We start from the raw sequence: 26,567 nt of genomic DNA on the forward strand, positions 1-26,567 counted from the left end.
GCTGGAACATACTGGTGGTGCCCGCAATAGGGTGAGGTCGTTTCCCGAGTTGAGCCGTACCGGTCCCTCTCGTCCGAGAGCGAATCGCGATCCACTACCGCAAACGAGCAACGATTCTCATGCAAGCGAGTAACACGCGATCGGAATCAACGCCTGAGCCGTCCGCGCAACTCGACGTGCTCGGGGACGAATGTGCGCGAACGATTCTCGTCGCCACGAGCGACGGGCCAAAGACGGCAAAGGAACTCACGAACCGAACGGATAGTTCGTCGGCAACGGTGTACCGACGAATCAATAACCTTCTCGAGAGCGATCTGTTGGCGGAGTGTGTCCGGTTCGACGACGATGGATCACATACGACGGCCTACGAGGCGACGATCGAGATGCTACAGGTTCGGATCGGTTCGGAGGGGATCGACGTCTCGGTATCGCGGAGCGACGAGTAAGCGATATCAATGGTCTCATCGGCGGTAACGGGCTGCTGGCACGGTGAGGACCAGTCTGTAGACAACGGGTACACGATTTAGATATTGTCACGACTATTAACGTACCTCGCTTGGAGATGGTCGTGGGAATAATCGATTTAGTTCGTGGAATATGTTTTGAAAGCAGTTCTGACGGTGTTGTATGGTACGGATAACAAATATCTACTCACTGGAATGGTCACTGTGATTGAGCAATGCACGATCTGACCGGCTTCCAACGCGACCTCCTGTACGTGATCGCAGGTGCTGATCAACCGTCAGGACAGACTGTCAAAGACGAGGTCGAAAAGTACTATAGTTCGGAAATCAACCACGGGCGACTGTATCCGAATCTCGATACGCTTGTCAATAAGGAACTGGTCGAAAAAGGACAGCTCGATCGGCGAACGAACTACTATGCGATCACGGATGCTGGTCGAAATCGGATCGACGAGCGCCGAGAATGGGAACAACAGTACGTCGATTTCTAGGGAGAGAGCCAGGTGAGCAGTGCTCCGATCGAAACGGGAGCAGTCGCATCATTGCATTGATCGCGAGACGATCGGCATTCAAAATAAAATATACTTGAGATATATTGATAACTATCACTGCATATTCGAGCCTATACGGTGGTAATACAGTCATAACAAAGCAATAGACGACATACGGAAGTAATGATTCGAGAATGATATTCGTGTCGCCGTTCGGGAGGCCGACGACTGACCAGCAGCGCCTGGTATCCAAGCGATGAGTCATGGAACGAGTACCCTGACACGGTTTGGGGCCATCCGGGAGTATCCGGCGGATCTCGCAGCCGTGTCAGTCGGGGCACTGCTGGCCTATGGGATCGTTACGTCTTTTCCGGACGGAAGCGAGTTGCGGCTGCTGGTAACTGTTCCGCTTGCGCTCTTTTTACCCGGATACGCACTCATCTCCGTGCTGTTTCCGGCAACCGAACGGGGCACACAGGAAGCGACATCGACGCCGGTCGAAACACGGCCCCGTGGGATTGATCTCCCCGAACGGCTTGGATTGTCGTTTGCGCTCTCGTTGACGATCGTGCCCATAGTCGCGATCGCATTGCCGTTTACCGAGTGGGGATTCAACACTGTCTCGACCGCCGCAGCACTCGCCCTCATCACCGTTGCGTTGGCCCAAATCGGTGTTGTTCGCCGACTGAGAACGCCCAAATCGGATCGGTTTATGTTCTCCCCGGTTGCGCTAATCGCGCGCCTTCGAAGGGACGATACCGCCGTCATGACGGCATCGTCACTCGTACTCGTCCTTGCGATCGGGCTGGCGACAGGGGCGCTCCTTATCGGGTTTCTCGCCCCGATGTCGGCGGGTGGGTTCTCCGAGTTGGCACTGTACGGTGAAAACGAGGACGGCGACCTGGTTGCCGGCGAGATCGAATCCGAGATCGAACCTGGTGAATCGGTTCCGGTAACCGTCTCTGTCGAGAACCAGGAAGGTGAGGAGACCGAGTATACGGTCGTCATCCAGGAACAACTCCTCGAGGACGGTGATGTCGTTGAACGAACCCAACTCGGGGAACTCGAGACGACACTCGCCGATGAGACGACGGAAACCAGCGAGAGAAGTGTCGCACCGACGGCCGAGGAGGGAGAGACCGTCCGAATCAGCGTGTTGCTGTTCCACGGTGAGCCACCAGCCGAGCCGACGAATGAAAACGCGGCTGAGGACACCTACTTTTGGGTAACGATCGAAGAATAGCGGTTCGGCCTCCGTAACACGGCTATCGCGTCGCTCGCTACTCTTGACCGGGAGCTGTCATCGAAAATCGACGCTGCCGATTCGAATACATCGTTGTTCTCGTCTGCGATCATCCGTAGCCGGCTCGAGGCGAACACTGCTGTCGACGTCTCCGTAGTTACTAATTGTCACTGCGCACACAGCTCGCGACGGCTCGGCGTGGGTATCTCTCTCGATTCAGTTGTTACGATTGGCGCTGCTCACAGTCCACCTCGCTTGAACGGTTCGAGTCGTCAGTAGCGAGTCGCGGTAGAGAACGATCGGCTGAGAGACAACATCGAGATCGGGTGTACTGCTTCCGATTGGCGGGTCATACCAACAGTGACGGCTCGAGACATGAGCGACTCAGAAGGAAATGCTGGCGGCGAACCTTGGCCGCCGTGAAACGTGCTGTGCGACCGAGACGGCCAGGACGAGAAGACACAGCGCCAGCGCGATCACTGGTGCGACGGCCGCCGTCAAGGGTCCGACCGAAAGCCACGATAACACGAGGGCGATCATGCCAACTGACGTGACCGACAGATAGAGTCGGTGCCATGGACGGTCGTCCTCGAGTCGATGATCGAGGTACGGTTCGAAGATTTCGTCGCCGGGAAGGAGTTCGATCGTATGATCGTCGGGGTCCCAGTCGACGATGCCGTGTTCCTCGAGCATCGGGAGATGGGTCTGATACAGCGAAATATACACCCGCCGACGCTGTGTGCGTGTTACCTCCTCCGGGTCGGTGTCGTTCTCCCAGGCGGCGACCTGTTCGACGAGTGGGGAAAGCGTACAACTTCTCCCCTGTCGTTTGAGATACTGAACCGTCCGTCGTCGCCGAGCGTTGCTGAATACGTCGAACAGTTCGGCCTGTGTCAGTTCGTGTTCAGACATCGCTGTCCTCGCGGTCCCGAATTGGCACCCGTTTCCGGGTTCTGGGTGTGGTCGGATAGCTCACGTCATCGAATGCCAGACTGTGACACTTTACTATCACTCGGCTACCCGATCGAAAGGGGATTGTACCAGTTAGCGTTCATGACTGACGCCCAATCCAATATTTCTCCGTGAATAACTATCGAGACCATCCGAACACAGGGGTAAAACACGGTTTTACGGCTGTTTCACTCGCCTCGTGCCGACACCGGCGTAGTTCGCGACTACAGCGCCGTCAGGACAGGGATAACAAAGCCGTGTTACCGGTTGTGTCTGCATGATTGCCCACACGGGTATCGTGCATCAATGATGTCTAAAGGATACATACGATTTCGAAGACCTGTCAGAGACTCGAGTGACGTCCATGGAGGTGTGGTGCGATGAGTCGATTCGTCCACGGTGAGGACTGTCTCGTCGACGACGAGGCGACAGTCGGGCACGGCGAGTTCGACGAGCCAACACGAATCGGTGACGGCGCGACGATCAGGTCGGGTTCGATCGTCTACGGCGATGTGACGATCGGCGACGAGTTCACCACTGGCCACGACGTCCTGGTCAGAGAAGGGACGACGATCGGTGACGACGTCCTCGTCGGGACCAAGGCGGTTATTGACGGCCAAACGACGATCGGCGACGATGTCAGTCTGCAAACGAACGTGTATGTTCCGACTGAGACGACGATCGGGAGCAACGTCTTCGTCGGGCCGGGAGCGGTCCTGACGAACGACGAGTACCCCATCAGAACGGACAACGGCCTCAAGGGGCCGACGATCGAGGACGGTGCATCGATCGGCGCGAACGCGACGCTGTTGCCCGGGGTTACCATCGGCGCGAACGCCTTCGTCGCAGCCGGCTCGGTCGTAACCGAAGACGTCCCTCCCGATACGCTCGCCGTTGGAACGCCAGCGACAGTCCAGACGCTGCCGGAACCACTCGAGGGTGCAAACCAGATCGCATGACTGATACGAATATCGATACCGGAACGGACGTCGAAACTGAACACGGGACGACGGAGACCGAACCGGCCGATACCGGCGTCTCGATCGCAGATCCCGAACTCGGTACAGACGCCCTGCAGCGAGTACAATCGGTCCTCGAGAGCGGGATGCTCGCGGATGGACCCGAAGTGAGAGCCTTCGAAAAATCGTTCGCTGCCTACTGCGGGGCCGACCGGGCCGTCGCGACGTCGAACGGGACGACCGCGCTACACGCTGCACTCGAGGCCGTCGGCCTCGAGGACGGAGATGCGGTCATCACCTCGCCGTTTTCGTTCGTCGCGAGTGCGAACGCGATCAGGCTCGCCGGTGGCACACCGGTCTTTGCGGACATCGATCCCGAGACATACACCCTCGACCCGGCTGACGTCGAACGGGTCCTCGGCGAGCGTGACGATATCGTTGGGCTGGTCCCGGTCCATCTCTACGGGCTGGCAGCCGACATGAACGCGCTCCGTTCGATCGCCGACGACCACGAGCTGTTCGTCGTCGAGGACGCGTGCCAGGCCCACGGCGCAGTCGTCGACGGGGACCGTGTCGGCGCACTCGGCGATGCCGCGTGCTTCTCGTTTTACCCGACGAAGAACATGACCACCGGCGAGGGTGGGATGATCACGACCGATCGGGACGACGTTGCCGACCGCGCTGCGAGTTTCGTTAATCACGGTCGCGACGTCGGCGACGGCGGGAGCTACGAACATGTTGATCTCGGTCACAACTACCGGCTGACGAGCCTCGCCGCCGCGATCGGCCGCGCCCAACTCGATCGACTGCCCGAGTTCAACCGGACACGTCGAGAGCACGCGGCGTACTACGACGACCAGTTGGACGCGCTTCCACTCCAGACGCCGACGGAACCCGCCGGCTATCGACACGTGTATCACCAGTATACCGTCTGCACTGCTGAGCGAGATGCGCTTGCAGCGACACTCGACGATCACGACGTCGATACTGGCATCTACTACGAGACGCCGATCCACCACCAGCCGGCGTACGAGACCGTAAGCACGGCAGCAGCAACGCTGCCGAACGCGGAACGGGCTGCTGAGACCGTTCTCTCCCTTCCCGTTCATCCGAACCTCTCGGAGCACGACCGGCGGGTCGTCGTCGAAGCAGTGCAAGACCACTTCCACTCCTAATGAACCGAACACCCTCCTCACGCACGATCCAGGCCGGCGTCATCGGCGTCGGATCCATGGGTGAGAACCACGCGCGCGTGTACAGAGACGTACCAACTGTCGACCTCGCTGGTGTCACTGACCACGACGACGACGTTGCACGTCAGGTTGCCGACGAGTACGATACCGAGCCGGTCACGTTCGAGACACTCCTCGATCGCTGTGATGTCGTCACCGTCGCCGTTCCGACACGGGCACACTACGAGGTCGTCTCGAACTGTCTGGAGGCCGGCGTCCACACCCTCGTCGAGAAACCGATCGCCGAAACGGTCGACCAGGGCCGCCGCTTGGCAGATCTGGCCCGAAAGAACGGTCTCGTCCTGCAAGTCGGGCATATCGAGCGGTTCAACCCCGCCGTTCGGACGGTCACTGAACTGATCGACGACCTCGAGGTGATCAGCCTCGAGGCCGAACGACTGGGTCCGCCGATCGATCGAACAGCACCGGGAAACGTCGTCTTCGATCTGATGGTTCACGACGTCGACATCGTCGACTCCATGCTCGATGCACAGCTGGACTCGGTCACTGCAATGGGGACCGACGACGGCCAGTACGCCACGGCGACGATCCAGTACGACGACGTGGTCGCCTCGCTGACCGCGAGCCGAGTCACGCAGAAGAAAGTCCGCAAGCTCACCGTCACCGCTCGCGACTGTCTTGTCGAAGTCGACTACTTACAGCAGTCCGTCCTGATTCACCGGGACTCGTACCCGGAGTATCTCACGGACGACGGGACGCGTCGCTATCGCCACGAGAGCGTCGTCGAACGACCTCGGGTCGACAACGGCGAGCCGCTTCGCCACGAACTCGAGGCGTTCATCGAGGCCGTTCGAACCGGCTCGGGGCCGGTCGTGACTGCCGAAGACGGAATTAAGGCCCTCGAGACGGTCCAGCTAATCGATTCGATCATCGCCGAGGAGAAAGAAAAGCCCGAGGTGAAAGCGCGATGAGTCCCGACACCACGGACGACGGATCGGCCACGGGACTCTACGGTTCGACGGCGTCACCGGCGCGCCAGCGCCACCTGCTCACGTCCGGACACATCCCGATTGCCGTCTACGGACTCGGAAAGATGGGGCTCCCCCTCGCGGGCGTCTACGCCGAAACGACGGGGAACGTCACCGGCGTCGACATCGACCCCGATGTCGTTGCGACGATCAACAGCGGAACGAGCCACGTCGTCGGCGAGCCGGGACTCGAGGCACTCGTCGCCGAGCAGGTCGAGCGCGGTCGGCTCGAGGCGACGACCGACGGCTCCGCCGCGGCAGCCGACGCGCGAGTGCACGTAATCATCGTCCCGACGCTGATCGACGACGATGGCGAGCCGACCCTCACGACGGTCGAGTCGGTGATCGACGACATCGCGGCCGGCCTCTCGCCCGGCGATCTGGTCATCGCCGAATCGACGCTGCCGCCGGGGTCCTGTCGCGACGTCCTCGAGCCACATCTGGTCGAAAAAAGCGGCCTCGAGGCCGACGAGTTCGGACTCGCCTTTTGCCCGGAGCGAACGTCCTCGGGGACGGCGCTGCGGGACATTCGCGGTCAGTACCCGAAGGTCGTCGGCGGGATCGACGCGGAGAGCACGCGGGCCGCGACGGTCGTCTACGACGAACTCTCGGACAACGAAGTCCATCCAGTCTCGGACGCGACGACGGCGGAAGCCGTCAAAGTGTTCGAAGGGGTCTACCGCGACGTCAACATCGCGCTGGCAAACGAACTCGGTCGGCTCGCCGACGAACTCGAGATTTCGGTCCGCGAAGCCATCCAGACCGCCAACGACTTGCCGATGTGTCAGCTTCACGATCCCGGGCCGGGCGTCGGCGGCCACTGTATTCCCTACTACCCGCACTTCCTGTTGTCCCGGATGAACGAGCCGCTGGCCCTGATACGGACCGCCCGACAGGTCAACGACGAGATGCCGTCGGTCGTCGTCGATCGCCTCGAGCGTGAACTCGCAGCGACCGGGACCGACCTCGCCGACGCGTCGGTCGTCGTCCTCGGGGTGACGTATCGACCGGGTGTCGAGGAGACGCGAGCCTCGCCGGCGATCGACGTTATCGACGTGTTGACCGCCCGCGATGCTTCGGTTGCCGGTGTCGACCCACTCGTCGATCCGGCCGAGTATGGCGCTCGAGCGGTCGACGTCGACGACCTCGCCGACGAGGCGTTCGATGCGGCCGTAATCGTGACCCCACACCAGGCGTTCGATCGAATCGCGTGGGCCAACCTCGAGCCGATGGTTGTCGTCGACGGTCGAGACGCGGTCGATCTCGCGGAGACGCCACATCGAGCGTACACGCTCGGTGGCACGGCAAGCGGTCGAGCGCCGACGGCCGAGAACGACGGTGACGACACCGCTTCGACGGACGACCAGTCGCTGACGGCGGACGGTGGCGCGGCTGATCGACCGACCGATTCCGGCCCCGGTCCCGGCACCCCCGATGGAGGAGACGATGTATAAAGGAAAGCGAATCGGCGTCGTCGTCACGGCCTACAACGAGGATGCGTTCGTCGGGCGCGTCATCGAGACCGTTCCGGACTTCGTCGACCGGATCTACGCCGTCGATGACGCCTCACCGGACGACAGTTGGGACGTGATCCAGCGGGTTGGCTCACGGATCAACGAGCGTGCTGATCTCGAACCCGAACTCACCGTCACCGACGGCGGTGACGCGAGGCGCGTCGTCCCGATCCGTCACGAGGAAAATCGTGGGTACGGCGCTGCGGTCAAGACGGGCTACAGACACGCTGTTGCAGACGAGATGGATGTCGTCGCCGTGTTGAACGGCGATGGCCAGATGGACCCCGAGATCCTGGATCGAATCATCGACCCCGTTGTCGAGGGCGAGGCCGACTACGCCAAAGGCAACCGACTGCTCAATCCGGACGACCGCGACGGCATGTCCTCGTTCCGGTTTCTCGGCAACGCGATGCTGACCGGTCTCTCGAAGTTCGCGTCGGGGTACTGGACGATCGGTGATCCCCAGAACGGCTACACCGCGATTTCCCGTGAGACGATCGAGCAACTCGATCTCGAGGCGATCACTGATCGGTATGGCTTTCTCAATCACATCCTCACGCATCTCAACGTCCACGAGCGCCGTGTCGCAGACGTTCCGATGACGGCAATATACGGCAACGAGGAGAGCAGTATCCGCTACGTTCCGTTCATCCAGTTCGTGTCGTTGTTGTTGCTTCGGAGCTTCCTCTGGCGACTGAAAACCCGCTATGTGGTCCAGGAGTTCCATCCAGCCGTCGTCTTCTATGGCACCGGCATCGCCGGCCTCGTTGGTGGGTGTGCTGGACTCGGTGGCTCGATCGCGCGGAGCCTCCGTGGGAAAGGTGGCTTCGGTGGTGCGGTCGGTTCGTTCGTGGCCACGTTGCTCGGACTGATCGCACTCGGAATGGGAATCTGGCTCGACACGGAAGAGAACAAACCACTCGAAACGATCAGCGACGAGCACGCCGGGGCGGAGCTCGATACCGAACCGAAAACACCTCAGTCGATCGAATAGCCGCATCGTTACGGCGGAGTCAGCTCTCTCTGGATAACTCAGGAACACTGCTATGTGAAACCAATGCCCTCCAGTTTCACAAACGATGATCAACCCCGCTCAGACCACGTCGTCGGCCCGTAACTGCTCGATCTCCCCACTCGAGTAGCCAAGCGCCGCTAACACATCGTCCGTATCCTCACCGAGGTTGGGCATCGGTTCGGCCGCGAACTCGAGCGTATCCGAGTCAATCGGAGTGTCGATGTAGGGAATTGGACCGTCCTCGGTCTCGAGGTCTTTGACCAGGTCGAGATGGTCAGTCTGTGGATGCTCGAGGACGTCGTCGAGGTGGTTGACGTCACCCCACGGAATGCCGGCCTCGTCGAGTCGATCGGCCCAGTAGTCCCGGGGCTGGTCAGCGATGAGCGACTCGACCGTCGGCTCGAGGGCGTCGCGGTTTTCGACGCGGTCCTCGTTAGTTGCGAAGCGCTCGTCTTCGAGCAGGTCGGGTCGCTCGAGGACGGCCTCACAGAGCAGTTCCCAGTGGGCCTCGCTGAGGATGGCGAAGTTGATATATTGGTCGTCGGCCGTCTCGTGGGGGCCGTAAGGGGTCAGGAGGTGGTGGCGCATCCCGATCCGCTCGGGAAGTTCGTCGTTGTGCCAGAACTTCTGAGGGAAGTAGCCGAGCCACGAGAGCATCCCACCGAACATCGTAACGTCGAGTTCCTGGCCCTCGCCGGTGCGTTCGCGATGGAAGAGCGCGAGCAGCGTCGAGATCGTGCCGTAGGTCGCGGCGTTGATATCACAGACGCTCAGCGGGATCTTGGCCGGGGCATCCGGCGAGCCGTTCATCAGGATGAGTCCGGTTTCACCCTGCATGACCATATCGTAGGCCTTGCGGTCGCTGTAGGGACCGTCCCGGCCGTATCCGGAGATGTTCAGATAAATGATATCCTCGCTGGTCTCGACGACATCATCGTAGCCGACACCGAGGCGGTCGACGACGCCCGGCGAGTAGTTCTGGACGACGACGTCGGCCTCGTCAACGAGTTCGTGAAAGATGGCGGTCCCCTCGTCGCTCTTGAGGTTCAACTCGACACTCAGTTTGTTGCGGTCGACCCAGACGTGCGCCGAGGAGTCGCCGTCGACGACCGAATCCCAGTGGCGATTAACGTCGCCGACGCCGGGGCGTTCGACCTTGATTACTTCCGCGCCGAAATCGCCAAGCAGCCGGGTACACAGCGGCGCGCTGATCCCGCTCTCGAGACTGACGACCGTGATATCCTCGAGTGCGAGCACAGTTACAGGTCCTCCGGCTGTGTGCCGATTCCCTCGGGCCAACCCGGCGGCTCGGCGGCCGACGGGTCGGCGTGGCTGCGTTTGAGGACCATCGGCGTTCGCTCGAGGCTCAACACGAGATCGCCGTGTTGGTTGTACGCCCGGAGTTCGGTTTCGACGATGCCGACGTGATCCCGGGACTCGAGTTCGCGTTTGTGCAGGACCTCGCTTTCGGCGAAGATCGTATCGCCGTGGAAGACGGGATTGTGGTGGCGGATATCGTCGTAGCCGAGATTGGCCGTGGCGTTGACCGAGATATCGATGACGCTCATCCCGACTGCGAGCGCGATGACGAATGTGCCGTCGACGAGGCGTTCGCCGAACTCCGTCTCGGCCGCGTAGGCCTCGTTGAAGTGCATCGGATTGAGATTCATCGTCACGTTCGTCATCCAGACGTTGTCCGTCTCAGTGACGGTGCGCCCGAACGGATGTTTGTAAATGTCACCGACCTCGAAATCCTCGTAGTAGCGGCCGTGCCAGCCGGAGACGAGTCGCTTTTCGGTCGGTTCGTCGTCAGTAGCGTCTGTATCGGTGGTTTCGTCTGTATCGGACATGATTCGTGGGGTGGTTCTGGTGACAGTAGTTGGTGAGTCGTCAGTACGAGCGCGGGAGTCCAAGCACGTTCTCGCCGAGATAGTTCAGCGCCAGCTGCTGGGTGATCGGCACCAGCCGCGTCAGGCGTGCTTCCCGGAAGTAGCGTTCGACGTCGTACTCCCTCGCGACGCCGAACCCGCCGTGAGTCTGGACCGCCGCGTCGGCCGCTTCGTAAGCCGCGTCCGCAGCGAGGAACTTCGCCGCGTTCGCGTACGCCCCGAGATCGACGTCCTCGTCCGAGGCGGCGCGGTCCGCAGCGTTGTAGGTTAGCTGTTTTGCGGCCTGCAGGCGAGCGTAGGCTTCCGCTAGCGGGTGCTGAATCGCCTGGTTCGAGCCGATGGCGCGGTCGAAGACCTCCCGGTCGGTGGCGTACTCGACTGCACGCTCGAGTGCCAGCCGACCTAACCCGATACACTCGGCGGCGATGACGAGTCGCTCCTCGTTCAGCCCGTCGAGCACCTGATAGAAGCCCTCGCCCTCGACACCAATGAGATTCTCCGCGGGCACGCGGAGGTCGTCGAACCAGAGTTCGAACGAGTGAACGAACTCGCTCGCCGATTTGGGGATCGACTCCATCTCGAGGGCTCCCTGATTGTGGGCATCCTCGAGGTCGACGAGAAACATCGAGATGCCGTGGGTTCGTTTCTCGACCTCGGCCTGCGGTGTCGTCCGCGCAACGACGACGACGTAATCCGAGACGTCGACGCGGGAGGTCCAGATCTTCTGGCCGTTGATGACGTACTCGTCGCCGTCTTTTGCCGCGGCCGCGTCGCTTCGTTCCGCGGCGCGATACGCCTCGCTTTTCTCCGCTCGCGTCTCGATCGCCGTCGAGTTCGAGCCGGCGTTTGGCTCTGTCAGCCCAAACGCCTGAATCGACCGCTCGCCGTTTGCGACGTGGGGAAGCAGGTCCTGCTTCAGTTCATCGCTCGCGTATTCGACGATCGGCACGGAGTTGTAGACGCCGCCGTGGACGGCCTGTGCAGCGCTGAAGCCGCCGCCGTTGGCAGCGATTTCTTCCATCATGACGACGGTTTCCTGGGTTCCCATCCCCGCGCCGCCGTACGCTTCGGGAACGAGAATTCCCATCCAGCCGTGGTCTGCGAGCGCATCGACGAACTCGTGTGGGTATTCTCCGTCTGCAGCTCGTTGCCGCCAGTACTCGTGGTCGAAATCCGAACAGATATCGCCGATACTCGAGCGGACGAGCTGTTGGCTCTCGGTGAGTGCAACCGCATCGCACAGGAGTCGGGCCATCGGGTAGGTGTCGTCAGGTCAGAAGAAAAACGTTCTGTCGCAGACGGTGTCTCGATTATCGAGCCGGACTCGCTACGAGCCCGCTCGAATCTGCCTACATCCTCGAGTGTCTCACTCAGTGGCTCGCTGCTCGTACGTGTCGCCGACACGGTCGGCATTCGGACCGAACTCGGCCTCGAGGAGGTCCGGCACGTCCTCGGGCTGGACGTCGGAGTACCACTCGTTGCGCGGCTGAATCGCAAGCGCAGTGCCACCCTCGCTACAGAGCCCCAGACACTGGGTCTCCGTCACCGAAATCGGCGACCAGAACGCGTTACGGTCGCGGAGCCACGATTTGATCGCCTCGACGGTTTCCTTTCCGCCGGCGTCGGCACAGCAAGCGTACTCACCGTTGCGGTCGGTCGTGCAGACGAACACCTGTGCCTCGAGTCGGTCCCGTTGATGGTCGGTTCGGCGTTTCATCTGTTACCTGGCCGGAAGACGGACCAAATCGAAACGCGATCGTTTATCGCCATGAAATTTAATTGTTGTTACCGAAAGTGTATTTGTAAAGGTTGTGGTTCACGGCATACTGTCTCGTGATCACACAGACAGTCCCCCCGCAATAGCCCGCTGAAATCTGATGTCCAGTTACGAGTGCTCCGGCTCGGTTGGCGTATCTATAGAGAAGCACAGTATTAGTGGGTATATGGCGAGTAACCGAGCCAACTGCCGGATAACGAAATTGTTTTCCTATGGGTCACGCTTGAGTCGACTATCAACGAGTCCATGAATGTCCACCGACGGTCACGAAGAAGGGGAGATCGCCGTGGCGGCTGACCGACTACTCGTGCCGCTGTCGGATACAGTGACCGTCCGGCAGACGGTCGGCTACGCGGTCCGCTCTGGCCTTGAGGACGCCGGCGAACTCGCCATCCATCTCGTTGTCGCGTTACCCCACGAGGCGAGCTTGCCTGAGAGTCGACAACGCACAGCGGAAGCCGAAGAGTTGCTCTCGAAGGCCGAAAACTGGGTGCAAGAGGATGCTGGCAGCGCGTCAGTAACGATCAAAACCACGCTGCTCGGAACAGACGAGTATCTCTTCGGACCTCGTGACTTCGCCGAGACGTTCAACGACTACGCACAGGAACACGATATCGACCTGATCGTGCTCGACCCGGAGTACCAACCCGGGTCGACGGCTCAGATACTCCAGTCCGTCGAACTCGAACTCGACGCGGTCGGGTTGGCCTACGACGAGGCACCGGTCGAGAGACCGGCCCGTCACCAGCGGTTGGTCGGTGACGTGAGCGAACGCTTCGATCGGTTGTTCGCGATGTTCTGGATCTCCTACGGATTCTATCTCGTCCTCGGAGATCCGACGTACTGGTTCGATCTCGTCACCGGTGCGGCAGTCGCCGGCATCGTCTCGCTGTCACTCGCGCACGTTACGTTCACGTTCCCGCTCGATCGTGTCCAATCACCGATCCGAGCGATCCGGTTCGGGCTCTATATTCCCTATCTCATCTGGGAGATCGTCAAGGCCAATATCGCAGTGTCAGCCGTTATCCTGCGACCGTCGATGCCTATCGAACCCACCATGACACGGATCAACACCCGCGTCAGGGGTGGGCTCCCGCTGCTCGCATTAGCCAACAGCATCACACTCACGCCCGGCACACTGACGGTCCGGGCCGACGATCAGCGACTGATCGTTCATACGCTGATCCCGTCTGCACGTGATGATCTCTTCGATGGCGGCCTCGAGCGAGCCATCAGGTTCGTCTTCTACGGTCGTGAGTCGGCGGCGATTCCGACGCCGCGCGAGCGCGGTGACACAGAGATCATCGGGGGTGACGACCAGTGATTCCGAGTGGTATAACCATCGAGGAGGTCTTCCTCGGAGCAGGTACACTGTTCGTTGTCCTCGCGATCATGGTCTTTTATCGTGCAGTCGCCGGGCCGACGACGCAGGACCGCCTGCTCGCGGTGAACGTCCTCGGGACGAACACGGTCGTGATCCTTGCCCTGCTCGCGGCGGGCCTCGATCAGTCGTGGTTCCTCGATGTGGCACTGATCTACGCCCTGCTGAACTTCCTGATGGCAATCGCCATCTCGAAGTTCACCGTCGAACGAGGTGGTGTACTGTGATTGAGACGATCCGCTTTTGGGTGATCGTCGTCCTTCTCGGGCTGGGCGTGTTCTTCACGTTCGTCTCGACGGTCGGCGTCATCCGTCTTCCGGACATCTACGCGCGGGCCCACACTGCCTCCCAGACGGACACGCTCGGTGCGGGCTTCGCACTTGCCGGCGTTGCAGTGGCGTTTGGCTGGCAGCACGCGGCAGTCTACACTGTCCTGCTGCTGTTTTTCGTGTTTATCACGAACCCAACGGCCGCACACGCGATCGCCCGCTCTGCCGCAGAAAGCGGTATCGAGCCGTGGACCAACGACTCCGACGAGGACGGTGACTCACAGTGAATCTGTTCGCCCTCACGCTCGTGGTGTTCATCCTCGCGACAGCAGTCGCCACGGCGCTGTTTCGCGACATCCTGTCAGTGATCGTCGTCTTCGGAGCCTACAGTCTCGGGATGGCGATTCTCTATACGTTCCTGCTGGCACCCGACGTCGCCATGACCGAAGCCGCAATTGGGGCCGGCGTCACCACCCTCTTGTTGCTGTTGACGATCGCACGGACGGCACGCCCCTCTGCTGACCAACTCAGCGAGCGAATTCACATGCCGGCAGTCGTCGTCGTCGGTGCGTTCGTGGTACTGCTGTGTACCACGGTCCTTCCCGAGATGTATGCAGTCGGCATCACGGAGACGCCAGTCTGGCAGCACCCAGAGGTGACCCAACATTACATCCAGCAGACGTACAACGATACAGGCGTCGAAAACGCGGTCACAGCCGTCCTCGCTGCCTATCGTGGCTTCGACACCTTCGGCGAGGCGGTCGTCGTCTTCGCCGCCGGCATCTCGACGCTGCTCGTCTTGAAACGCGAGGTGTTCGCCTAAATGTCTGACTCTTATGACGATACGTACACTGAAAGTCAAGTGATCATGACTGCCGTAAAGATCATCGCACCGTTTACGCTCACCTATGGGCTGTTCATGACCTTCCACGGGGGCGACGCCCCGGGCGGCGGGTTCCAGGGCGGAACGATCGTCGGCGTTACGGTCCTCATGATCGCCTTCGCGTTCGGGATCGAACCGACCCGACGGTGGCTTCGAAACTCGTTGCTCGTCGGTCTCGTCACCGGCGGCGTCGTCATCTTCGGCGTAATCGGACTCGCGATGATCGTCCTCGGCGGGGACTTCCTCGAGTTCTATCAGCTCAAAGAAGTGTTCCACATCAAACCGAAGTGGGGACTCGAGGCCGTCGAAATCGGCGGCATCGCGCTGATCGTGTCGGGGGTCATCATCACCCTCTTCTTCGCGATGGCAGCCGGATTTACGCCGGAACGCCCGAGCGGGACCGGTGGTCACAGCGGCCGTCAGCGCCCAACAGATCGAGAGGTGGACGACGATGATTGAACTCTTGACGAGCCGCTACACGTACGTGTTGATGTTCGTACTGCTGGGTATCGGGCTCTACATGATAATCGCCAGTCAGAACCTCGTCAAGAAGCTGATCGGCGTGAGCCTCTTTCAGACGTCGATTTTCCTGTTTTTCGTCTCGATGGCTTATGTCGAAGGCGGGTCGGCACCGATCGTCCCACCCGAATCGAACCCCGGAGAGCTCCTGGTTGCGAGTCCGCTCCCACAGGTCATCGTGCTGACCGCCATCGTCGTCGGCATCGCGCTGACGGCGGTCGGACTCGCACTCGTGATTCGGATCTACTCGGAGTACGGGACGCTCCGCGAGGATACCCTTCGGGAGGTGCGTGCCGATGAGTAACATCGATCTGATTCCGCCGCTGCTGATCGTCGCCCCCATCCTCGCGGCGACGCTCCCGATCGCGCTCGGACTGCGGTACGACCGAACGGGCTGGTCCGTCGCCACGATCACGTCGACCGGACTGTTCGCCGCCGCACTCGCCCTCGCAAGCGTCGTCTACACCAGCGGTGAGGTGATTCACACGCTGGGTGGGTATCCCCGAACGTACGGGATTCAACTCGTCGCCGACGAGTTCTCGACGCTGATCGTCCTCCTCATAACCGGTGTCGCTGCCGGCGTCCTCGCGTATACGCGGCGTGGTGGTCCACGAGGGAACACATTCTACACCGCCTACTTGCTGTTAGTTGGCGGTCTGCTCGGTATCTCGCTGACCGGCGACGTGTTCAACCTATTCGTCTTCCTCGAGATTACGAGCATCGCGACCTACGCACTCGTTGCAAGTGGCGACGGCCCCGAGTCGGCGGTCGCCGCGCTGAAGTACCTGATCTTGGGGACTGTCGCCGCGTCGATGTACCTGCTCGGCGTTGCATTCGTCTTCATGGCGACAGGGACGCTCAACATGGTCGAACTCTCGACGGCGATTCCGGCAGCCGAACGCCCCGTGCTGATCCAGACCGGCTTCGCGTTCATCGTCGTCGGCTTCGCCGTCAAGGTCGCACAGTGGCCACTACACACGTGGCAGCCGAGCGCCTACCAGCAGGCACCCGACGGCGTGACACCGCTGATCGCGGCGCTCGTCTCGACCGCCTCCGCGTACGCGTTCGGACGGCTGATCGTCACCGTCTTCGAGGTCGACTATCTCGCCGCCATGCCGAACGCGGCTGCAATCGTCCTCACCATCGGCTGTGTGAGCGTGCTGGCAGGCACGGTTCTGGCCGTGATCCAAACTGAAGTCAAACGCATGCTCGCGTACTCGTCAGTTTCGCAGTTCGGGCTGGTAATAGCGGCTTACGGAGTCGTTATCGCCGGCAACTCCGAGACGGCGCTCACCGGCGCCGTGATCCACCTCGTCGGCCACGGGCTGTTGAAAACCGGCCTCTTCCTCGGTGCAGCCCTCGTCGCAGCCAGCTACGGGGCTCGAACTGTCGACGAGTACGCCGGCTTAGCCACCGACCGGCCGATCGTGGCCGGCTCGATGGCTGTCCTCCTGTTCTCGCTCGTCGGCATCCCGCCGAGCATCGGCTTCGTCGGCAAGTGGTACATCGCCCTCGGTGCCGTCGAGTCCCAGCTCTGGCCCGTCGCCGCCGTGATTTTCCTGAGCACCATGCTCACGCTGGCCTACGCGGCTCGCCTGCTCGAGAAAATGTACTTCACGCCGGCGACCGTGGTCGAACGGCCACACGCACGAGGGCCGGTGGCGACGGACGGCGGCGACGCCGATCGTGACGACGACAGCACACCGGACTCCGAAGTCGAGATCGACGACGGGCGTGCAGCCGCGGGGCTCCGTGGCGGAGCCGCTCGAAACCCCGTCTCGGTCGGGATGATAGCCATCGTCGTCGTCGTTGCGCTCGGCGCTGTCGCGCTCGGTTTCGCGGGCGGGGCGATCGCCGAACTGCTTGAGCCGTTTCTCACCGAGGTGATTAACTAATGGTTGCAGATATCCGACCGCTTGCTGCCGTGTTGGTGTCGGCGGTCGCCATCGTCCTCATCATCGCGTCGCATCGCCGTCCGAACCTCCGAGAGGGCTGGTCCGTCGTGGCCGCCCTCGCGAAGTTCGGAATCATCGTCAGCATGCTCCCCGCGGTCATCGGCGGGACCGTCTTCGAGTGGAGCCTCTACGAGAGCACTGGGATCCAGTTCCTCGAGGGCATTGACTTCGCCTTGCGGGCCGATCCGCTGGGGATCTTCTTCGCCCTGCTCGCGAGTTTCCTGTGGATCTTCACGTCGTTCTACGCCACGGGTTACATGCGCGGGCTCGACGAACACGCCCAGACCCGCTTTTTTGCGTCGTTCGCAGCCAGCCTCTCGACCGCCGTCGGGATCGCTTTCGCGGCGAATCTGGTGACGATCTTCGTCTTCTACGAACTGCTCTCGCTGGTCACCTATCCGCTGGTCGCGCACAACGAGGACGATGAGGCCCGCATCGCCGGCCGGAAGTACCTCACCTACACGTTCTTCGGCGGCGGCGTCTTCCTGCTTGCCGGCACAGCGATGGTCTACTGGCTGACCAGTCTGGTCGAGGGCGGGCCGACGCTGGCCTTCGAAGCGGGCGGCATGGAGGCACTCGCCGCGGCCGCACAGGCCGAACCAGTCTACGCACAGGCCGCATTCTTCCTGCTGATCGCCGGCTTCGGCGTCAAGGCCGCGCTGATGCCGCTTCACTCCTGGCTCGCCGACGCGATGGTCGCGCCGACGCCGGTGTCCGGATTGCTCCACGCGGTGGCAGTCGTCAAGTCCGGTGCCTTCGGCGTCGCACGGGTCATCCTCGAGGTCTACGGGCCCGGACTGATCCGCGACCTCCCCTTAGACGTGCCGGGAATCGGTGAGATCGGATTGAACATCCCGGTCGCAATCGTCGCCGCGTTCACGTTGACCGCGGCGAGCATCATCGCGATGCGGAAAGATCACCTCAAGCGCCGGCTCGCCTACTCGACGACGGCACAGCTTTCTTACATCGTGCTCGGGCTTTCGATGCTCCACCCCTACGCGATCGTCGGGGCGTTATTCCACATTCCCGCACACGCGTTCGCGAAGCTCACGCTGTTCTTCTGTGCTGGCGCGATTCACGTCGAGACCCACACCGACTATATCAGCGAGATGGCTGGCATCGGTAAGCGGATGCCACTGACGATGACCGCCTTTACTATCGGTGCAGCCGGGATGGCCGGCCTGCCACCGATTGCCGGTTTCGTCAGCAAATTCTATATGTTGATCGGTGCCGGCGACGTCGGCGGCAGCTACTGGCTGTTCGCCGCCGCATTGTTGCTCTCCGCCGTGCTCAACATCGGCTACCTCTGGCCGGTCGTCTACACCGCCTTCTTCGAAAGCGAGGACCGACACGACGCCAAACCGTTGCTCGAGTTCCCGCGTGGGGGAGTGGTGCAATCTTACGGTGACGGGTCGGACGATGACCACGTCGCCACGGATGGCGGAGAGCGAGCAAACGGGACCGAGCCAACCGACACGACAGAGACGGAAGACACGGTGGTGGACGAAGAATTCGAGTACGCCGTCGACAAGTATCCAAGCGACCACACGGGACCCGACGATGTCGCAACCGACGACCAAGGCGACCGCGTTAGCAGTGTCAACCACCACGGCGATCACGACGACCACCTTACCGGTGGTCCACCGGCCGCCGGTTGGCAACGCCACTCGCCGTTCACCGAAAGTACGTGGCTGATGCTCGCCCCAATCGCCGTAATCGCGACCGGTGCAGTCGTCCTCGGGATCGGTCCCGACTACGCGGTCTTCCTCGAGCTGGCGATCCAGATTGTGGAGGACGTCTTCGGAATGCCGTTCGAGGAGTTGAGTACCGTTCCGTTCGACGAACTCATGACGGAGGTGACAGAATAATGGAACTCGATATACTGGCAATGGCGTATCCGCCGCTGATCGTCTTTACAGCGGCACTGCTCGTACTCGTCCTCCCGCGACTCGCCGGCTTCGCTGTCGGCGCACTCAGTCTCGCGGCGGTGCTGGCGATTTCGCTGGTTGCACCGGAGGGCCAGCACCTAGCCGGGACATTCCTCGGGTTCGACGTCGTTCCGTACTACGTCGATGATTTCTCCCGAATGGTCGGTCTCGGACTTGGATTCCTCGGAGTCTGTAGCGTTATTTACGCCTACTCGAGCGAGGCGAGCCAAACGTTGGTCGCGTTCGCGCTCGTCTACGTCGCCTCCTCGATCGGAGCGGCCTTCGCCGGCGACTGGCTCGTGCTCCTGTTTATGTGGGAGCTGATGGCGGTGACGAGCACGCTCGTGGTCTGGCACTACGGCGGCGAGGCGGTTCGAGCTGGCTTCCGATATGCGATCTTCCACGGTACCGGCGGGGTGCTCGTGATGATGGCGGTCGCCGTCCACTACGTCGAAGTCGGCACGTTCATCTACAGTGATACCGGAATTGCCAGCGGAATCCCGGCGCTACTCGCGGTGCTGGGGATGGGTGTCAACGTTGCCTTCATCGGCTTCCATACCTGGCTGCCGGATACCTACCCGCGACCGCACTTTGCGGCCTCGGTGTTCCTCTCGGTTTATACGACCAAGACGAGTGCGTTCGTCCTCTATCGGGCGTTCCCGGTCGAGGGTACCCACGAACTCTCGATCTACGTCGCGTACATGGGTGGCCTAATGGCCGTCTACGGCGCGACGTTCGCTCTCCTGCAACACGATATGCGGGCGCTGCTGTCCTATCACATCCAGGCCCAACTCGGCTACATCGTCGCCGCGATTGGGATCGGATCCAACCTCGCGGTCGCCGGCGCGATGAGCCACCTGTTCAACAACATCCTGTTCAAGAGCCTGCTGTTCATGGCCGTCGGCGTCGTGATCTACCGCACCGGGGAGGAGGACCTCTATAAATTGGGCGGCCTCTGGCGCGAGATGCCCCTGACTGCTATTGGGTTCGGCCTCGGTGCGCTTTCGATCACGGCAATTCCGGGCTTTAACGGCTACGTGAGCAAGGGAATGATCTTCGACGCCGCCAATCCGAGCTACTACGGCCAGCCCGAGTATCAGGCGCTGTACTGGCTCCTCTGGCTCGGCGCGATCGGAACGCTGCTCTCGTTCATCAAACTCGGCTACTACGTGTTCTTCCACGGTGAGAGCGACATCGACGTCGCAGACGCAAAGCCTGGCCAGACGATTGCAATGCTCGGCCTCGGCGGTGCCTGTCTCCTCTTTGGCGTCTGGTGGCAGGGCCTTGCCGACCTCGCACCGACGATCCACGGCCTCGAGTTCGAATATTCCGGCGGCGAGAGTCACCTCCATCCCTACAGTCTAAGCCACCTCGAGACGGCCGGGATTCTGACTGGGGTCGCTGCCGTCATGTTCGTCGTCGTCCGCAAGCCGCTCTCGAAACTCGATCTCGGTGATCCGGCAATGGTCGTCTATCCCGCAACCTACGCCGTCAGTCGCTGGACGATGCTGGCCGTTACCGAGACGTACGCCGCTGTCGACGCTGCCGTTGTCGGCTTCGTCACACGCTGTTACTGGATCGGTAATAATCCCGTCCTCGCCGTTGACGCCGCCGCTCGCCGGCTCCCGATGGTCGACGTTGAAGAACGCCGGCAAACAGACGGCGGTCGTCCGTCGACCATCCATCTTCGGACGAGCATCGGCACGACCGTCCTGTTGCTGACGATCCTGCTGACAGTCGTTCTCTGGCTGTTGCTCAAGTGAACTACCCTACCCTACCGCTCGCCTGACGGCTCGCGCTTGAGGGTAGGGCTTCCTGCTTCTACGACGCGCTTTGCAGATACGGATGTATCCACAGGGAGCGCAGTCTCCACAGGCGTTCTTCGCAGCCCATCAGAATCGCACGGCGATTCTGAGGACGTTGATTCGGAGCGTCCCACTCCTACTTTCGTGATACCGCGAGAAAGAATGTTCCGTGCAGCGTTCGCGTCCCTGTCCGCCGTGAAACCACAGGCGGGACAGGAGTGTTCACGGACCCATAACGGCTTATCAGTCGAGACACCGCACGACGCGCATTCCTTCGTCGTTCCCGCCGGTTCGACGGCGACGAAGTGCGTCCCGTTCCGCTCACACTTGTATTCGAGTAGCGAGAGGAACGTTCGCCACGCGGCGGACGCCGTGTTTCGACTGTTCGACGGGGATTCGAGCATCCCCCTCACGTTCAAGTCTTCGACCGCTACGAGGTCGTATTCTCGCGCGTAGTACGCCGAGAGCTTGTGAAGGAAATCCCGACGCTTTCGCTTCAGGTCGGCGTGGCACTTCGCCACTCGCCGACGTTGACGCTCGTAGTTGTTCGACCCGTATTCCTTCCGCGAGAGCTTCCGTTGCTCGCGTTCAAGCCGCTCGCGTTCGTTGGAAAGGTCGAGTGACCCGACAGCGTAACCGTCTGTATCGTGAGCGTACTTGAGAATCCCAACGTCAATACCGACACACTGCTCGGGATTCTCGGGTTTCGTCGGCGGCTCACGGTCGAGTTCGACGCCGAATGTAGCGTACCATTCGCCGGTCGGCTCCTTCTTGAGCGTGACTTGCTTGAGCTTCGCGTCGTCGGGTATCTCGCGGTGGAGCCGTATCGGTATGTCACCGAGTTTCGAGAGGCGCAGTAGCGTCCGACCGCCCTTCTTGTCGAGCTTGAAGCCGGATTGACTGTACGTGAAACTACGGAACTCCCGTGGCGGTTTCCACTTGAGCATCCCGACGCCGTACCCCTTCCGCTTGAGAGCGGAGAGGCCTTTGAGATTGTCGAATAACCGTTCTACGACGGTCTGAAGGACTTTCGAGTACACGTCCGTGAGGTCGTTCCACCACTTCTTGAGGTCGGGTAGTTCCGACCGAAGCGAGGTCATGGACGGCAGTTCGCCGTTCTCCTCGCGATACTCGCCGAGTCGGTAGCGGAAGTGGTTGTACGTTTGCCTACAAATATCGCGGTGGCGGTCCAACTCCTCGCGGTGAGCGTCGGACGGCTTGAGGCGATACTTGTAGGAGTAGTACATCAAGACTCTCGTTGTTCTTCGACGTATTGTTTCAGAACGTCGAGCGACACCTGTCCCGTCGAAAGGAGGCAGTAGGAACTGTTCCAAAACGAGTCGCCCCACAGTTCGTTCTTGAGTTTATCCTCGTACTCGTTGCGGATACGACGAGCGGTCGCACCCTTCACGGTGTTGATGAACTTCACAAGGTCTGTGGTCTGCTTCGCTCGGAACAGGACATGTATGTGGTCGTCCTCGCCGTCGAGATTGATGAGTTCGACGCCGTAGTTGTCCGCGAACCCTTCGATGATACCTCGAATGAAGTTGGTTCGTTCTTCGATTAGCACTCCTCGCCGATACTTCGTCGTGAGTATCAGGTGATAGTGGAGCGAGTAGACCGAATGCGAACCTGAATCGAGGTCGTACTGCATTGGGTTCGGTAGTTAGTACGACATCCTAACGCGAAAAGCTACCGACTGCGTGGGCCTGTGAGTCGGCTACCCAACACGTTTGAGAACTGTGCGGCGTTGACGAGACGCTCCGCGTCTCGTTCGCACACCAGAAATCTCCGATTTCTGGGGACGCTGTATCCCCTCCCTACTCGCGCCTTCGGCGCTCGTTGAGGAAGGGGGCTTAGCGCCTCGGTTAAGCTAAGCTCCACGCCTTCTCGAGATTGGGGAGAGTGCACCCGAATGCAGTTCTCTCGACGTTGCTGTCGAAAATCGATTCCCGCCCATATCGGGCGTTCGATACTGATACTCGTCGAGAGACGGCCGATCGACGATTCGCCACGCACTTGTCTGACAATATCAGCTGTTTTCCGACCGCTCGTCGTGTCCGCTCGAGTCGACGTCGATGACCGGCATCGATTCGGGGACGGCGAGCGTTCGCTCGAGCACTGACGCGCGCAAGGCCGGTTTCGATGCAGTTGCCTCGCGCCGGTAGCTGTCGCCGTCGTGATCGCCACGGACACCGCGTGGCGTCAGGTAGTTACCGTCGACATCGATGTTCGCTTCCCCACAGAGCCGTTTCAGCACCGACCGAGCGCCTTCGGTGGTGATCGCCGGTGGCGCGATCGCGTGCTCGCGGGCGAGTTCGCTCGCCGTTGCATCCGCCCGCAGCGCGTCGATTTCGGCGTCGTCGTAGCCTCGCTCTGCCAACACGGTCTTGACCCGCCGAGCGATCGAGGGCGCATGGCGAGTCGGAAACAGCGGCCAGTCGTTGGCCGGCGGGTCGAAGACGACCCGATACCGCCGCAGCGGTGTCCGGGCCGGTCCGGGAAGCGGCACGTCCTCGAGACGCTGGGATTTGCCCAGCACGCGAATCGTCCCCGTATAGAAGTCGACGTCCTCCCACGTCGCCCCGCTGCGCCGGTCGTCGTCCGGGACGCTGAACAGTTCGGAGCCCCGAACGCTCGAGTGGGCAAGCAACGCGACCAGCGCGTACTCGCGGAGGCGATTACACCGCTCGTCGTGGTCCTCGGGTGCTGTCGACGCTTCGAGTGTCCGCTCCCGGACGTAGGCCTCGAGCTGTCGGCGTTGTCTCGCCGTCCAGCACTCGCTGTCCGGTCGGTCGTCTGTCGGTGGCAGCGTGACCGTCGCATCGTCGGTCGCAGCCGGGTTCGACTCGAGAATGCCGCCACGAACACACCACGAGAGAAAGGCGCGGACGACTGCATAGTACGTGCCAGCAGTCGAGGCCGTGTACTCGCCGCGGTCGACCCGGGCGCGTAACTCAACAGCGTACGCGCGCATGTACTCGACGTCGAGGGCGAACAGCGAGCGCACGTCGTGTTCGGCCTCGAGCCAGTCGGCCCAGCGTCGCAAAATCGATTCGGCATTGGATGCGTACGTTCCCGCCCCACTGCCGTCGGGATCGCCGACGGCCTTTCGCTGCAGATAGGCGTCGACCGCGTCGACGACGGCGACGTCCGTCTCGGAGTCGGTCACGGTTCGATCACCCTGCCGTTCGGTCCGGTATCGACGCCGTGAATCATCTACTCGTACGGTACTGGCCCAGCACCCTAAATCTGTGTTTCGGAATTTCGACTCCAGAAAGAAACCGCATGGCATAGCTCGAGTTGGAGGGTCGAACGAACTACCAGCGTTTCACTGGTTGGCTTCTCACCCGAGGTGACCGTTCACGCGGTCACTTCGTCTGCAGCGAAGTGCTCGCGGGGTTTTGCTTCGTCCTCCGGCGAGAGGTTCGTCTCGAGGAGTTCGGGGTTGTATGGTTCGAGTTTCTCGACGACGCGGTCGGGTTGGGCGTCGGATACGAGCATGAACAGTGCTGATTCACCCGGTCCAATCGTCTCGCCGACTTCTTTGATAAACGAACCGTCGACACCGATATCGGAGAATTTTCCGCCCAGCGCACCGGACACCGCACCGACGGCCATTCCCAAGACGGGGGCGAGGAAAATGAGTCCAATGAGCAGGCCCCAGAACGCACCACCAAGGACTCCCGATCCGACGAGACTCTGGGCCTGTTTGACGTCCGTTTTTTCCGCCTCGTTTCGGACCACGACGGTGGCGTCGCCCATCGTGATCAACTCCTGTTTTTGCATCTCGAAGAGTTTGTCTCACACCTCGAGTGCGCCGGTCTCGTTATCGAACGCCAGTGCAATGAGTTTCTTTACTGATAATCACCATTCGAAATGCCATCGAGGACTGAAAATACCTTTTTAGTAGTGAGCGAGAGTGTCACTCCGACGAATCTCATAGGCGCTGGAAGCGTCACAGAAACCGATTAACGGTTTCTGCGACACTGATGTATTCAGCGACGTACCGGTTATTTGACGCTCAGACACATGGAACTCCTATGGCCGCAGATGAACCAGCTTCCAACGGGAACACTCCCGCATCTGAGGACCGACAAACGAGGATAGAATACTGGGGGCCGGCAATCGCCGTGAGTCTGGCGATGTTCATTGCGGTCATCGACTCAACGCTGATGAACGTGGCGATTCCAGCGATCGTCGAGGATCTCGACACCACGGTCACCACTGTTCAGGGCGCGATCGCGTTCTACTCGCTGGTGATGGCTGCGCTGATTCTCCCGGGTGGAAAGTTGCCAACCATCTATGGTATCCGACGCCTGATGACAGTTACACTCATCGTATACGCCGTCGGGACGCTGCTGGCGGCGATCAGCACGAACGCCGCGATGCTTTACATCGGCTGGGCGCTCATCGAGGGCGCAGCAGCCGCCGTGTTGATTCCTTTGACGTTTACCGTGTTGATGTTCAGTTACGAAGGGCGCGATCGAGCGAAAGCGCTCGGGTTGCTGGCCGGTGTGAACGCCGCCGGGGCGGCAGTCGGACCGATTCTTGGCGGAGCACTCACGACGTACGCCAGTTGGCGGTGGGGATTTGGACTTGAAGCACTCGTCGTGGTTGTCACCCTCTTTTTCGTGCGGTACGTGAGACCGGGCCGGCTGACGGAAACGCGTGGCACGTTAGATATCGGTGGGACGCTCCTCTCGATCGCCGGTGCAACAACGCTCGTCACCGGGTTCTTGCTTGGCGGGAAGTATGGATGGTTGCTCGCACGCCAGCCATTCTTTGTCGGCGACATCCATTTTAATCCGGTCGGCACGTCTCCGGCGATCTGGTTCATCGGACTCGGGTTGGTTGCGTTCGCTGCGTTCATCCAGTACGAAGCACGCGTTGAACGCGCCGGCGGATCGCCCCTCGTTCCGAGTGACATGCTGACGAACAGCCACTTCACGTCGGGTGTGCTCACGTTCAGCGTCCGTTCGATCGTCATGGCTGGCTTCATTTTCGTCGTCCCGGTCTACCTCCAGTCAGGAATCGGCTACACCGCCTTCGAGGCGGGGGTTGCGATGCTCCCGTTTTCCGTCGCAACGCTTCTCGTGTCGCTGTTCACGACTGATTGGCACAAGTACGTGTCTCAGAAGATGCTTGTTCAGGGTGGGATCATCCTCATGGGTGTCGGATTACTCCTTCTGTACGAGCAGACAAGTCTCAGTACTTCACAAAGCCGGTTAGTTAGAACGTCTGCTTGCTGAAGATGTGTCCAAACACCAGCAGCAAGCAGACAGTGAAATACACGAAGACCA

26 protein-coding genes and 1 pseudogene are annotated in these 26,567 nt (G+C 61.0%); 18 read left to right on the forward strand and 9 right to left on the reverse strand.

Annotated features, from left to right (window positions below):
* Positions 1 to 113: 113 nt before the first annotated feature.
* From BW940_RS11600 to BW940_RS11610, 3 genes are all read left to right on the forward strand, one after another.
* Positions 114 to 446 carry a winged helix-turn-helix domain-containing protein gene (locus BW940_RS11600; protein WP_143823891.1) on the forward strand — a complete coding sequence of 111 codons (333 nt, stop codon included), beginning with the start codon at positions 114 to 116 and terminating at the stop codon, positions 444 to 446.
* Between the two features lie 233 nt (positions 447 to 679).
* Entirely contained in the window at positions 680 to 955 is a 276-nt protein-coding gene (locus BW940_RS11605) for a PadR family transcriptional regulator (protein WP_076609367.1), read from the forward strand.
* 256 nt (positions 956 to 1,211) lie between these two features.
* Positions 1,212 to 2,198, forward strand: a complete 987-nt coding sequence (locus BW940_RS11610; RefSeq protein ID WP_076609368.1) for a DUF1616 domain-containing protein — start codon at positions 1,212 to 1,214, stop codon at positions 2,196 to 2,198.
* 384 nt (positions 2,199 to 2,582) lie between these two features.
* On the opposite strand, the gene BW940_RS11615 is transcribed toward BW940_RS11610, so the two are convergent.
* Positions 2,583 to 3,110, reverse strand: coding sequence for a DUF7344 domain-containing protein (locus BW940_RS11615; RefSeq protein ID WP_076609369.1), 528 nt, complete (start codon positions 3,108 to 3,110; stop codon positions 2,583 to 2,585).
* A gap of 419 nt (positions 3,111 to 3,529) precedes the next feature.
* Between BW940_RS11615 and BW940_RS11620 the strand changes: the two genes are divergently transcribed.
* The 5 genes from BW940_RS11620 to BW940_RS11640 are packed head-to-tail and all read left to right on the forward strand — an operon-like array spanning position 3,530 to position 8,837.
* A complete protein-coding gene (locus tag BW940_RS11620) occupies positions 3,530 to 4,108 on the forward strand; it encodes an acyltransferase (RefSeq protein ID WP_076609370.1) in 579 nt (192 codons plus the stop codon).
* The gene (locus tag BW940_RS11625; RefSeq protein ID WP_076609371.1) at positions 4,105 to 5,283 is read left to right on the forward strand and encodes a DegT/DnrJ/EryC1/StrS family aminotransferase; all 1,179 of its coding nucleotides are present in this window, start codon (positions 4,105 to 4,107) and stop codon (positions 5,281 to 5,283) included. Before BW940_RS11620 ends, BW940_RS11625 begins: the two co-directional genes overlap by 4 nt.
* On the forward strand, positions 5,283 to 6,272 hold the full coding sequence (locus BW940_RS11630) for a Gfo/Idh/MocA family protein (RefSeq protein WP_076609372.1): 990 nt from the start codon (positions 5,283 to 5,285) through the stop codon (positions 6,270 to 6,272). The genes BW940_RS11625 and BW940_RS11630 overlap by 1 nt, the downstream gene beginning before the upstream one ends.
* Complete coding sequence (locus tag BW940_RS11635) at positions 6,269 to 7,783, forward strand: nucleotide sugar dehydrogenase (RefSeq protein ID WP_076609373.1); 1,515 nt, start codon at positions 6,269 to 6,271, stop codon at positions 7,781 to 7,783. Before BW940_RS11630 ends, BW940_RS11635 begins: the two co-directional genes overlap by 4 nt.
* Complete coding sequence (locus tag BW940_RS11640; protein ID WP_076609406.1) at positions 7,776 to 8,837, forward strand: glycosyltransferase family 2 protein; 1,062 nt, start codon at positions 7,776 to 7,778, stop codon at positions 8,835 to 8,837. The genes BW940_RS11635 and BW940_RS11640 overlap by 8 nt, the downstream gene beginning before the upstream one ends.
* Before the next feature lie 99 nt (positions 8,838 to 8,936).
* Here the strand turns inward: BW940_RS11640 and BW940_RS11645 are convergent, their stop codons facing one another.
* From BW940_RS11645 to BW940_RS11660, 4 genes are all read right to left on the reverse strand, one after another.
* Positions 8,937 to 10,115 carry a CaiB/BaiF CoA transferase family protein gene (locus tag BW940_RS11645; protein ID WP_076609374.1) on the reverse strand — a complete coding sequence of 393 codons (1,179 nt, stop codon included), beginning with the start codon at positions 10,113 to 10,115 and terminating at the stop codon, positions 8,937 to 8,939.
* Between the two features lie 2 nt (positions 10,116 to 10,117).
* Positions 10,118 to 10,708 (reverse strand): MaoC family dehydratase, encoded by a 591-nt coding sequence (locus BW940_RS11650; protein ID WP_076609375.1) that lies wholly within the window; start codon positions 10,706 to 10,708, stop codon positions 10,118 to 10,120.
* 40 nt (positions 10,709 to 10,748) lie between these two features.
* Positions 10,749 to 12,002 (reverse strand): acyl-CoA dehydrogenase family protein, encoded by a 1,254-nt coding sequence (locus BW940_RS11655; protein ID WP_076609376.1) that lies wholly within the window; start codon positions 12,000 to 12,002, stop codon positions 10,749 to 10,751.
* A gap of 111 nt (positions 12,003 to 12,113) precedes the next feature.
* Complete coding sequence (locus tag BW940_RS11660) at positions 12,114 to 12,464, reverse strand: (2Fe-2S) ferredoxin domain-containing protein (protein ID WP_076609377.1); 351 nt, start codon at positions 12,462 to 12,464, stop codon at positions 12,114 to 12,116.
* A gap of 310 nt (positions 12,465 to 12,774) precedes the next feature.
* Between BW940_RS11660 and BW940_RS11665 the strand changes: the two genes are divergently transcribed.
* The 9 genes from BW940_RS11665 to BW940_RS11705 all read left to right on the forward strand — a co-directional run bounded on the left by BW940_RS11665 (position 12,775) and on the right by BW940_RS11705 (position 21,222).
* Positions 12,775 to 13,848 (forward strand): monovalent cation/H+ antiporter subunit E, encoded by a 1,074-nt coding sequence (locus tag BW940_RS11665; protein ID WP_173834884.1) that lies wholly within the window; start codon positions 12,775 to 12,777, stop codon positions 13,846 to 13,848.
* Between the two features lie 68 nt (positions 13,849 to 13,916).
* Positions 13,917 to 14,132 (forward strand): cation:proton antiporter, encoded by a 216-nt coding sequence (locus BW940_RS11670; RefSeq protein ID WP_394329400.1) that lies wholly within the window; start codon positions 13,917 to 13,919, stop codon positions 14,130 to 14,132.
* Positions 14,129 to 14,461 (forward strand): monovalent cation/H(+) antiporter subunit G, encoded by a 333-nt coding sequence (gene mnhG, locus BW940_RS11675; RefSeq protein ID WP_076609379.1) that lies wholly within the window; start codon positions 14,129 to 14,131, stop codon positions 14,459 to 14,461. The genes BW940_RS11670 and mnhG overlap by 4 nt, the downstream gene beginning before the upstream one ends.
* Complete coding sequence (locus BW940_RS11680; protein ID WP_076609380.1) at positions 14,458 to 14,997, forward strand: DUF4040 domain-containing protein; 540 nt, start codon at positions 14,458 to 14,460, stop codon at positions 14,995 to 14,997. Before mnhG ends, BW940_RS11680 begins: the two co-directional genes overlap by 4 nt.
* Positions 14,998 to 15,516 (forward strand): MnhB domain-containing protein, encoded by a 519-nt coding sequence (locus tag BW940_RS11685; RefSeq protein ID WP_076609381.1) that lies wholly within the window; start codon positions 14,998 to 15,000, stop codon positions 15,514 to 15,516. It abuts the gene before it with no gap.
* A complete protein-coding gene (locus BW940_RS11690; RefSeq protein ID WP_076609382.1) occupies positions 15,509 to 15,880 on the forward strand; it encodes a cation:proton antiporter subunit C in 372 nt (123 codons plus the stop codon). The genes BW940_RS11685 and BW940_RS11690 overlap by 8 nt, the downstream gene beginning before the upstream one ends.
* On the forward strand, positions 15,873 to 17,471 hold the full coding sequence (locus BW940_RS11695; protein WP_076609383.1) for a proton-conducting transporter transmembrane domain-containing protein: 1,599 nt from the start codon (positions 15,873 to 15,875) through the stop codon (positions 17,469 to 17,471). The genes BW940_RS11690 and BW940_RS11695 overlap by 8 nt, the downstream gene beginning before the upstream one ends.
* Positions 17,471 to 19,399 carry a proton-conducting transporter transmembrane domain-containing protein gene (locus tag BW940_RS11700; RefSeq protein WP_076609384.1) on the forward strand — a complete coding sequence of 643 codons (1,929 nt, stop codon included), beginning with the start codon at positions 17,471 to 17,473 and terminating at the stop codon, positions 19,397 to 19,399. The genes BW940_RS11695 and BW940_RS11700 overlap by 1 nt, the downstream gene beginning before the upstream one ends.
* The gene (locus BW940_RS11705; protein ID WP_076609385.1) at positions 19,399 to 21,222 is read left to right on the forward strand and encodes a Na(+)/H(+) antiporter subunit D; all 1,824 of its coding nucleotides are present in this window, start codon (positions 19,399 to 19,401) and stop codon (positions 21,220 to 21,222) included. The genes BW940_RS11700 and BW940_RS11705 overlap by 1 nt, the downstream gene beginning before the upstream one ends.
* An 11-nt stretch (positions 21,223 to 21,233) precedes the next feature.
* On the opposite strand, the gene BW940_RS11710 is transcribed toward BW940_RS11705, so the two are convergent.
* From BW940_RS11710 to BW940_RS11725, 4 genes are all read right to left on the reverse strand, one after another.
* Positions 21,234 to 22,511: an RNA-guided endonuclease InsQ/TnpB family protein gene (locus BW940_RS11710; RefSeq protein WP_076609386.1), complete on the reverse strand. Its 1,278-nt coding sequence runs from the start codon at positions 22,509 to 22,511 to the stop codon at positions 21,234 to 21,236.
* On the reverse strand, positions 22,511 to 22,918 hold the full coding sequence (gene tnpA, locus BW940_RS11715; protein WP_076609387.1) for an IS200/IS605 family transposase: 408 nt from the start codon (positions 22,916 to 22,918) through the stop codon (positions 22,511 to 22,513). Before tnpA ends, BW940_RS11710 begins: the two co-directional genes overlap by 1 nt.
* A 378-nt stretch (positions 22,919 to 23,296) precedes the next feature.
* A complete protein-coding gene (locus BW940_RS11720; RefSeq protein ID WP_076609388.1) occupies positions 23,297 to 24,436 on the reverse strand; it encodes a tyrosine-type recombinase/integrase in 1,140 nt (379 codons plus the stop codon).
* 191 nt (positions 24,437 to 24,627) lie between these two features.
* Entirely contained in the window at positions 24,628 to 25,053 is a 426-nt protein-coding gene (locus BW940_RS11725) for a DUF1269 domain-containing protein (protein ID WP_173834885.1), read from the reverse strand.
* Between the two features lie 356 nt (positions 25,054 to 25,409).
* Here BW940_RS11725 and BW940_RS11730 point away from each other — a divergent pair.
* Positions 25,410 to 26,495, forward strand: a pseudogene (locus BW940_RS11730) (MFS transporter); the annotation flags it as partial.
* Positions 26,496 to 26,567 lie beyond the last annotated feature (72 nt).

The sequence above is a fragment of the Natronorubrum thiooxidans genome (assembly GCF_900156475.1).
In the GTDB taxonomy this organism is placed as follows: domain Archaea; phylum Halobacteriota; class Halobacteria; order Halobacteriales; family Natrialbaceae; genus Natronorubrum; species Natronorubrum thiooxidans.

Bases quoted from the DNA above. Each gene is read 5' to 3' on its own strand.
- BW940_RS11605 (WP_076609367.1), top strand. From the start codon at position 680: ATGCACGATCTGACCGGCTTCCAACGCGACCTCCTGTACGTGATCGCA.
- BW940_RS11610 (WP_076609368.1), top strand. From the start codon at position 1,212: ATGAGTCATGGAACGAGTACCCTGACACGGTTTGGGGCCATCCGGGAG.
- BW940_RS11615 (WP_076609369.1), bottom strand. From the start codon at position 3,110: ATGTCTGAACACGAACTGACACAGGCCGAACTGTTCGACGTATTCAGC.
- BW940_RS11620 (WP_076609370.1), top strand. From the start codon at position 3,530: ATGAGTCGATTCGTCCACGGTGAGGACTGTCTCGTCGACGACGAGGCG.
- BW940_RS11625 (WP_076609371.1), top strand. From the start codon at position 4,105: ATGACTGATACGAATATCGATACCGGAACGGACGTCGAAACTGAACAC.
- BW940_RS11630 (WP_076609372.1), top strand. From the start codon at position 5,283: ATGAACCGAACACCCTCCTCACGCACGATCCAGGCCGGCGTCATCGGC.
- BW940_RS11635 (WP_076609373.1), top strand. From the start codon at position 6,269: ATGAGTCCCGACACCACGGACGACGGATCGGCCACGGGACTCTACGGT.
- BW940_RS11640 (WP_076609406.1), top strand. From the start codon at position 7,776: ATGTATAAAGGAAAGCGAATCGGCGTCGTCGTCACGGCCTACAACGAG.
- BW940_RS11650 (WP_076609375.1), bottom strand. From the start codon at position 10,708: ATGTCCGATACAGACGAAACCACCGATACAGACGCTACTGACGACGAA.
- BW940_RS11655 (WP_076609376.1), bottom strand. From the start codon at position 12,002: ATGGCCCGACTCCTGTGCGATGCGGTTGCACTCACCGAGAGCCAACAG.
- BW940_RS11660 (WP_076609377.1), bottom strand. From the start codon at position 12,464: ATGAAACGCCGAACCGACCATCAACGGGACCGACTCGAGGCACAGGTG.
- BW940_RS11665 (WP_173834884.1), top strand. From the start codon at position 12,775: ATGTCCACCGACGGTCACGAAGAAGGGGAGATCGCCGTGGCGGCTGAC.
- BW940_RS11670 (WP_394329400.1), top strand. From the start codon at position 13,917: ATGGTCTTTTATCGTGCAGTCGCCGGGCCGACGACGCAGGACCGCCTG.
- BW940_RS11685 (WP_076609381.1), top strand. From the start codon at position 14,998: ATGTCTGACTCTTATGACGATACGTACACTGAAAGTCAAGTGATCATG.
- BW940_RS11690 (WP_076609382.1), top strand. From the start codon at position 15,509: ATGATTGAACTCTTGACGAGCCGCTACACGTACGTGTTGATGTTCGTA.
- BW940_RS11695 (WP_076609383.1), top strand. From the start codon at position 15,873: ATGAGTAACATCGATCTGATTCCGCCGCTGCTGATCGTCGCCCCCATC.
- BW940_RS11700 (WP_076609384.1), top strand. From the start codon at position 17,471: ATGGTTGCAGATATCCGACCGCTTGCTGCCGTGTTGGTGTCGGCGGTC.
- BW940_RS11705 (WP_076609385.1), top strand. From the start codon at position 19,399: ATGGAACTCGATATACTGGCAATGGCGTATCCGCCGCTGATCGTCTTT.
- BW940_RS11710 (WP_076609386.1), bottom strand. From the start codon at position 22,511: ATGTACTACTCCTACAAGTATCGCCTCAAGCCGTCCGACGCTCACCGC.
- tnpA (WP_076609387.1), bottom strand. From the start codon at position 22,918: ATGCAGTACGACCTCGATTCAGGTTCGCATTCGGTCTACTCGCTCCAC.
- BW940_RS11725 (WP_173834885.1), bottom strand. From the start codon at position 25,053: ATGCAAAAACAGGAGTTGATCACGATGGGCGACGCCACCGTCGTGGTC.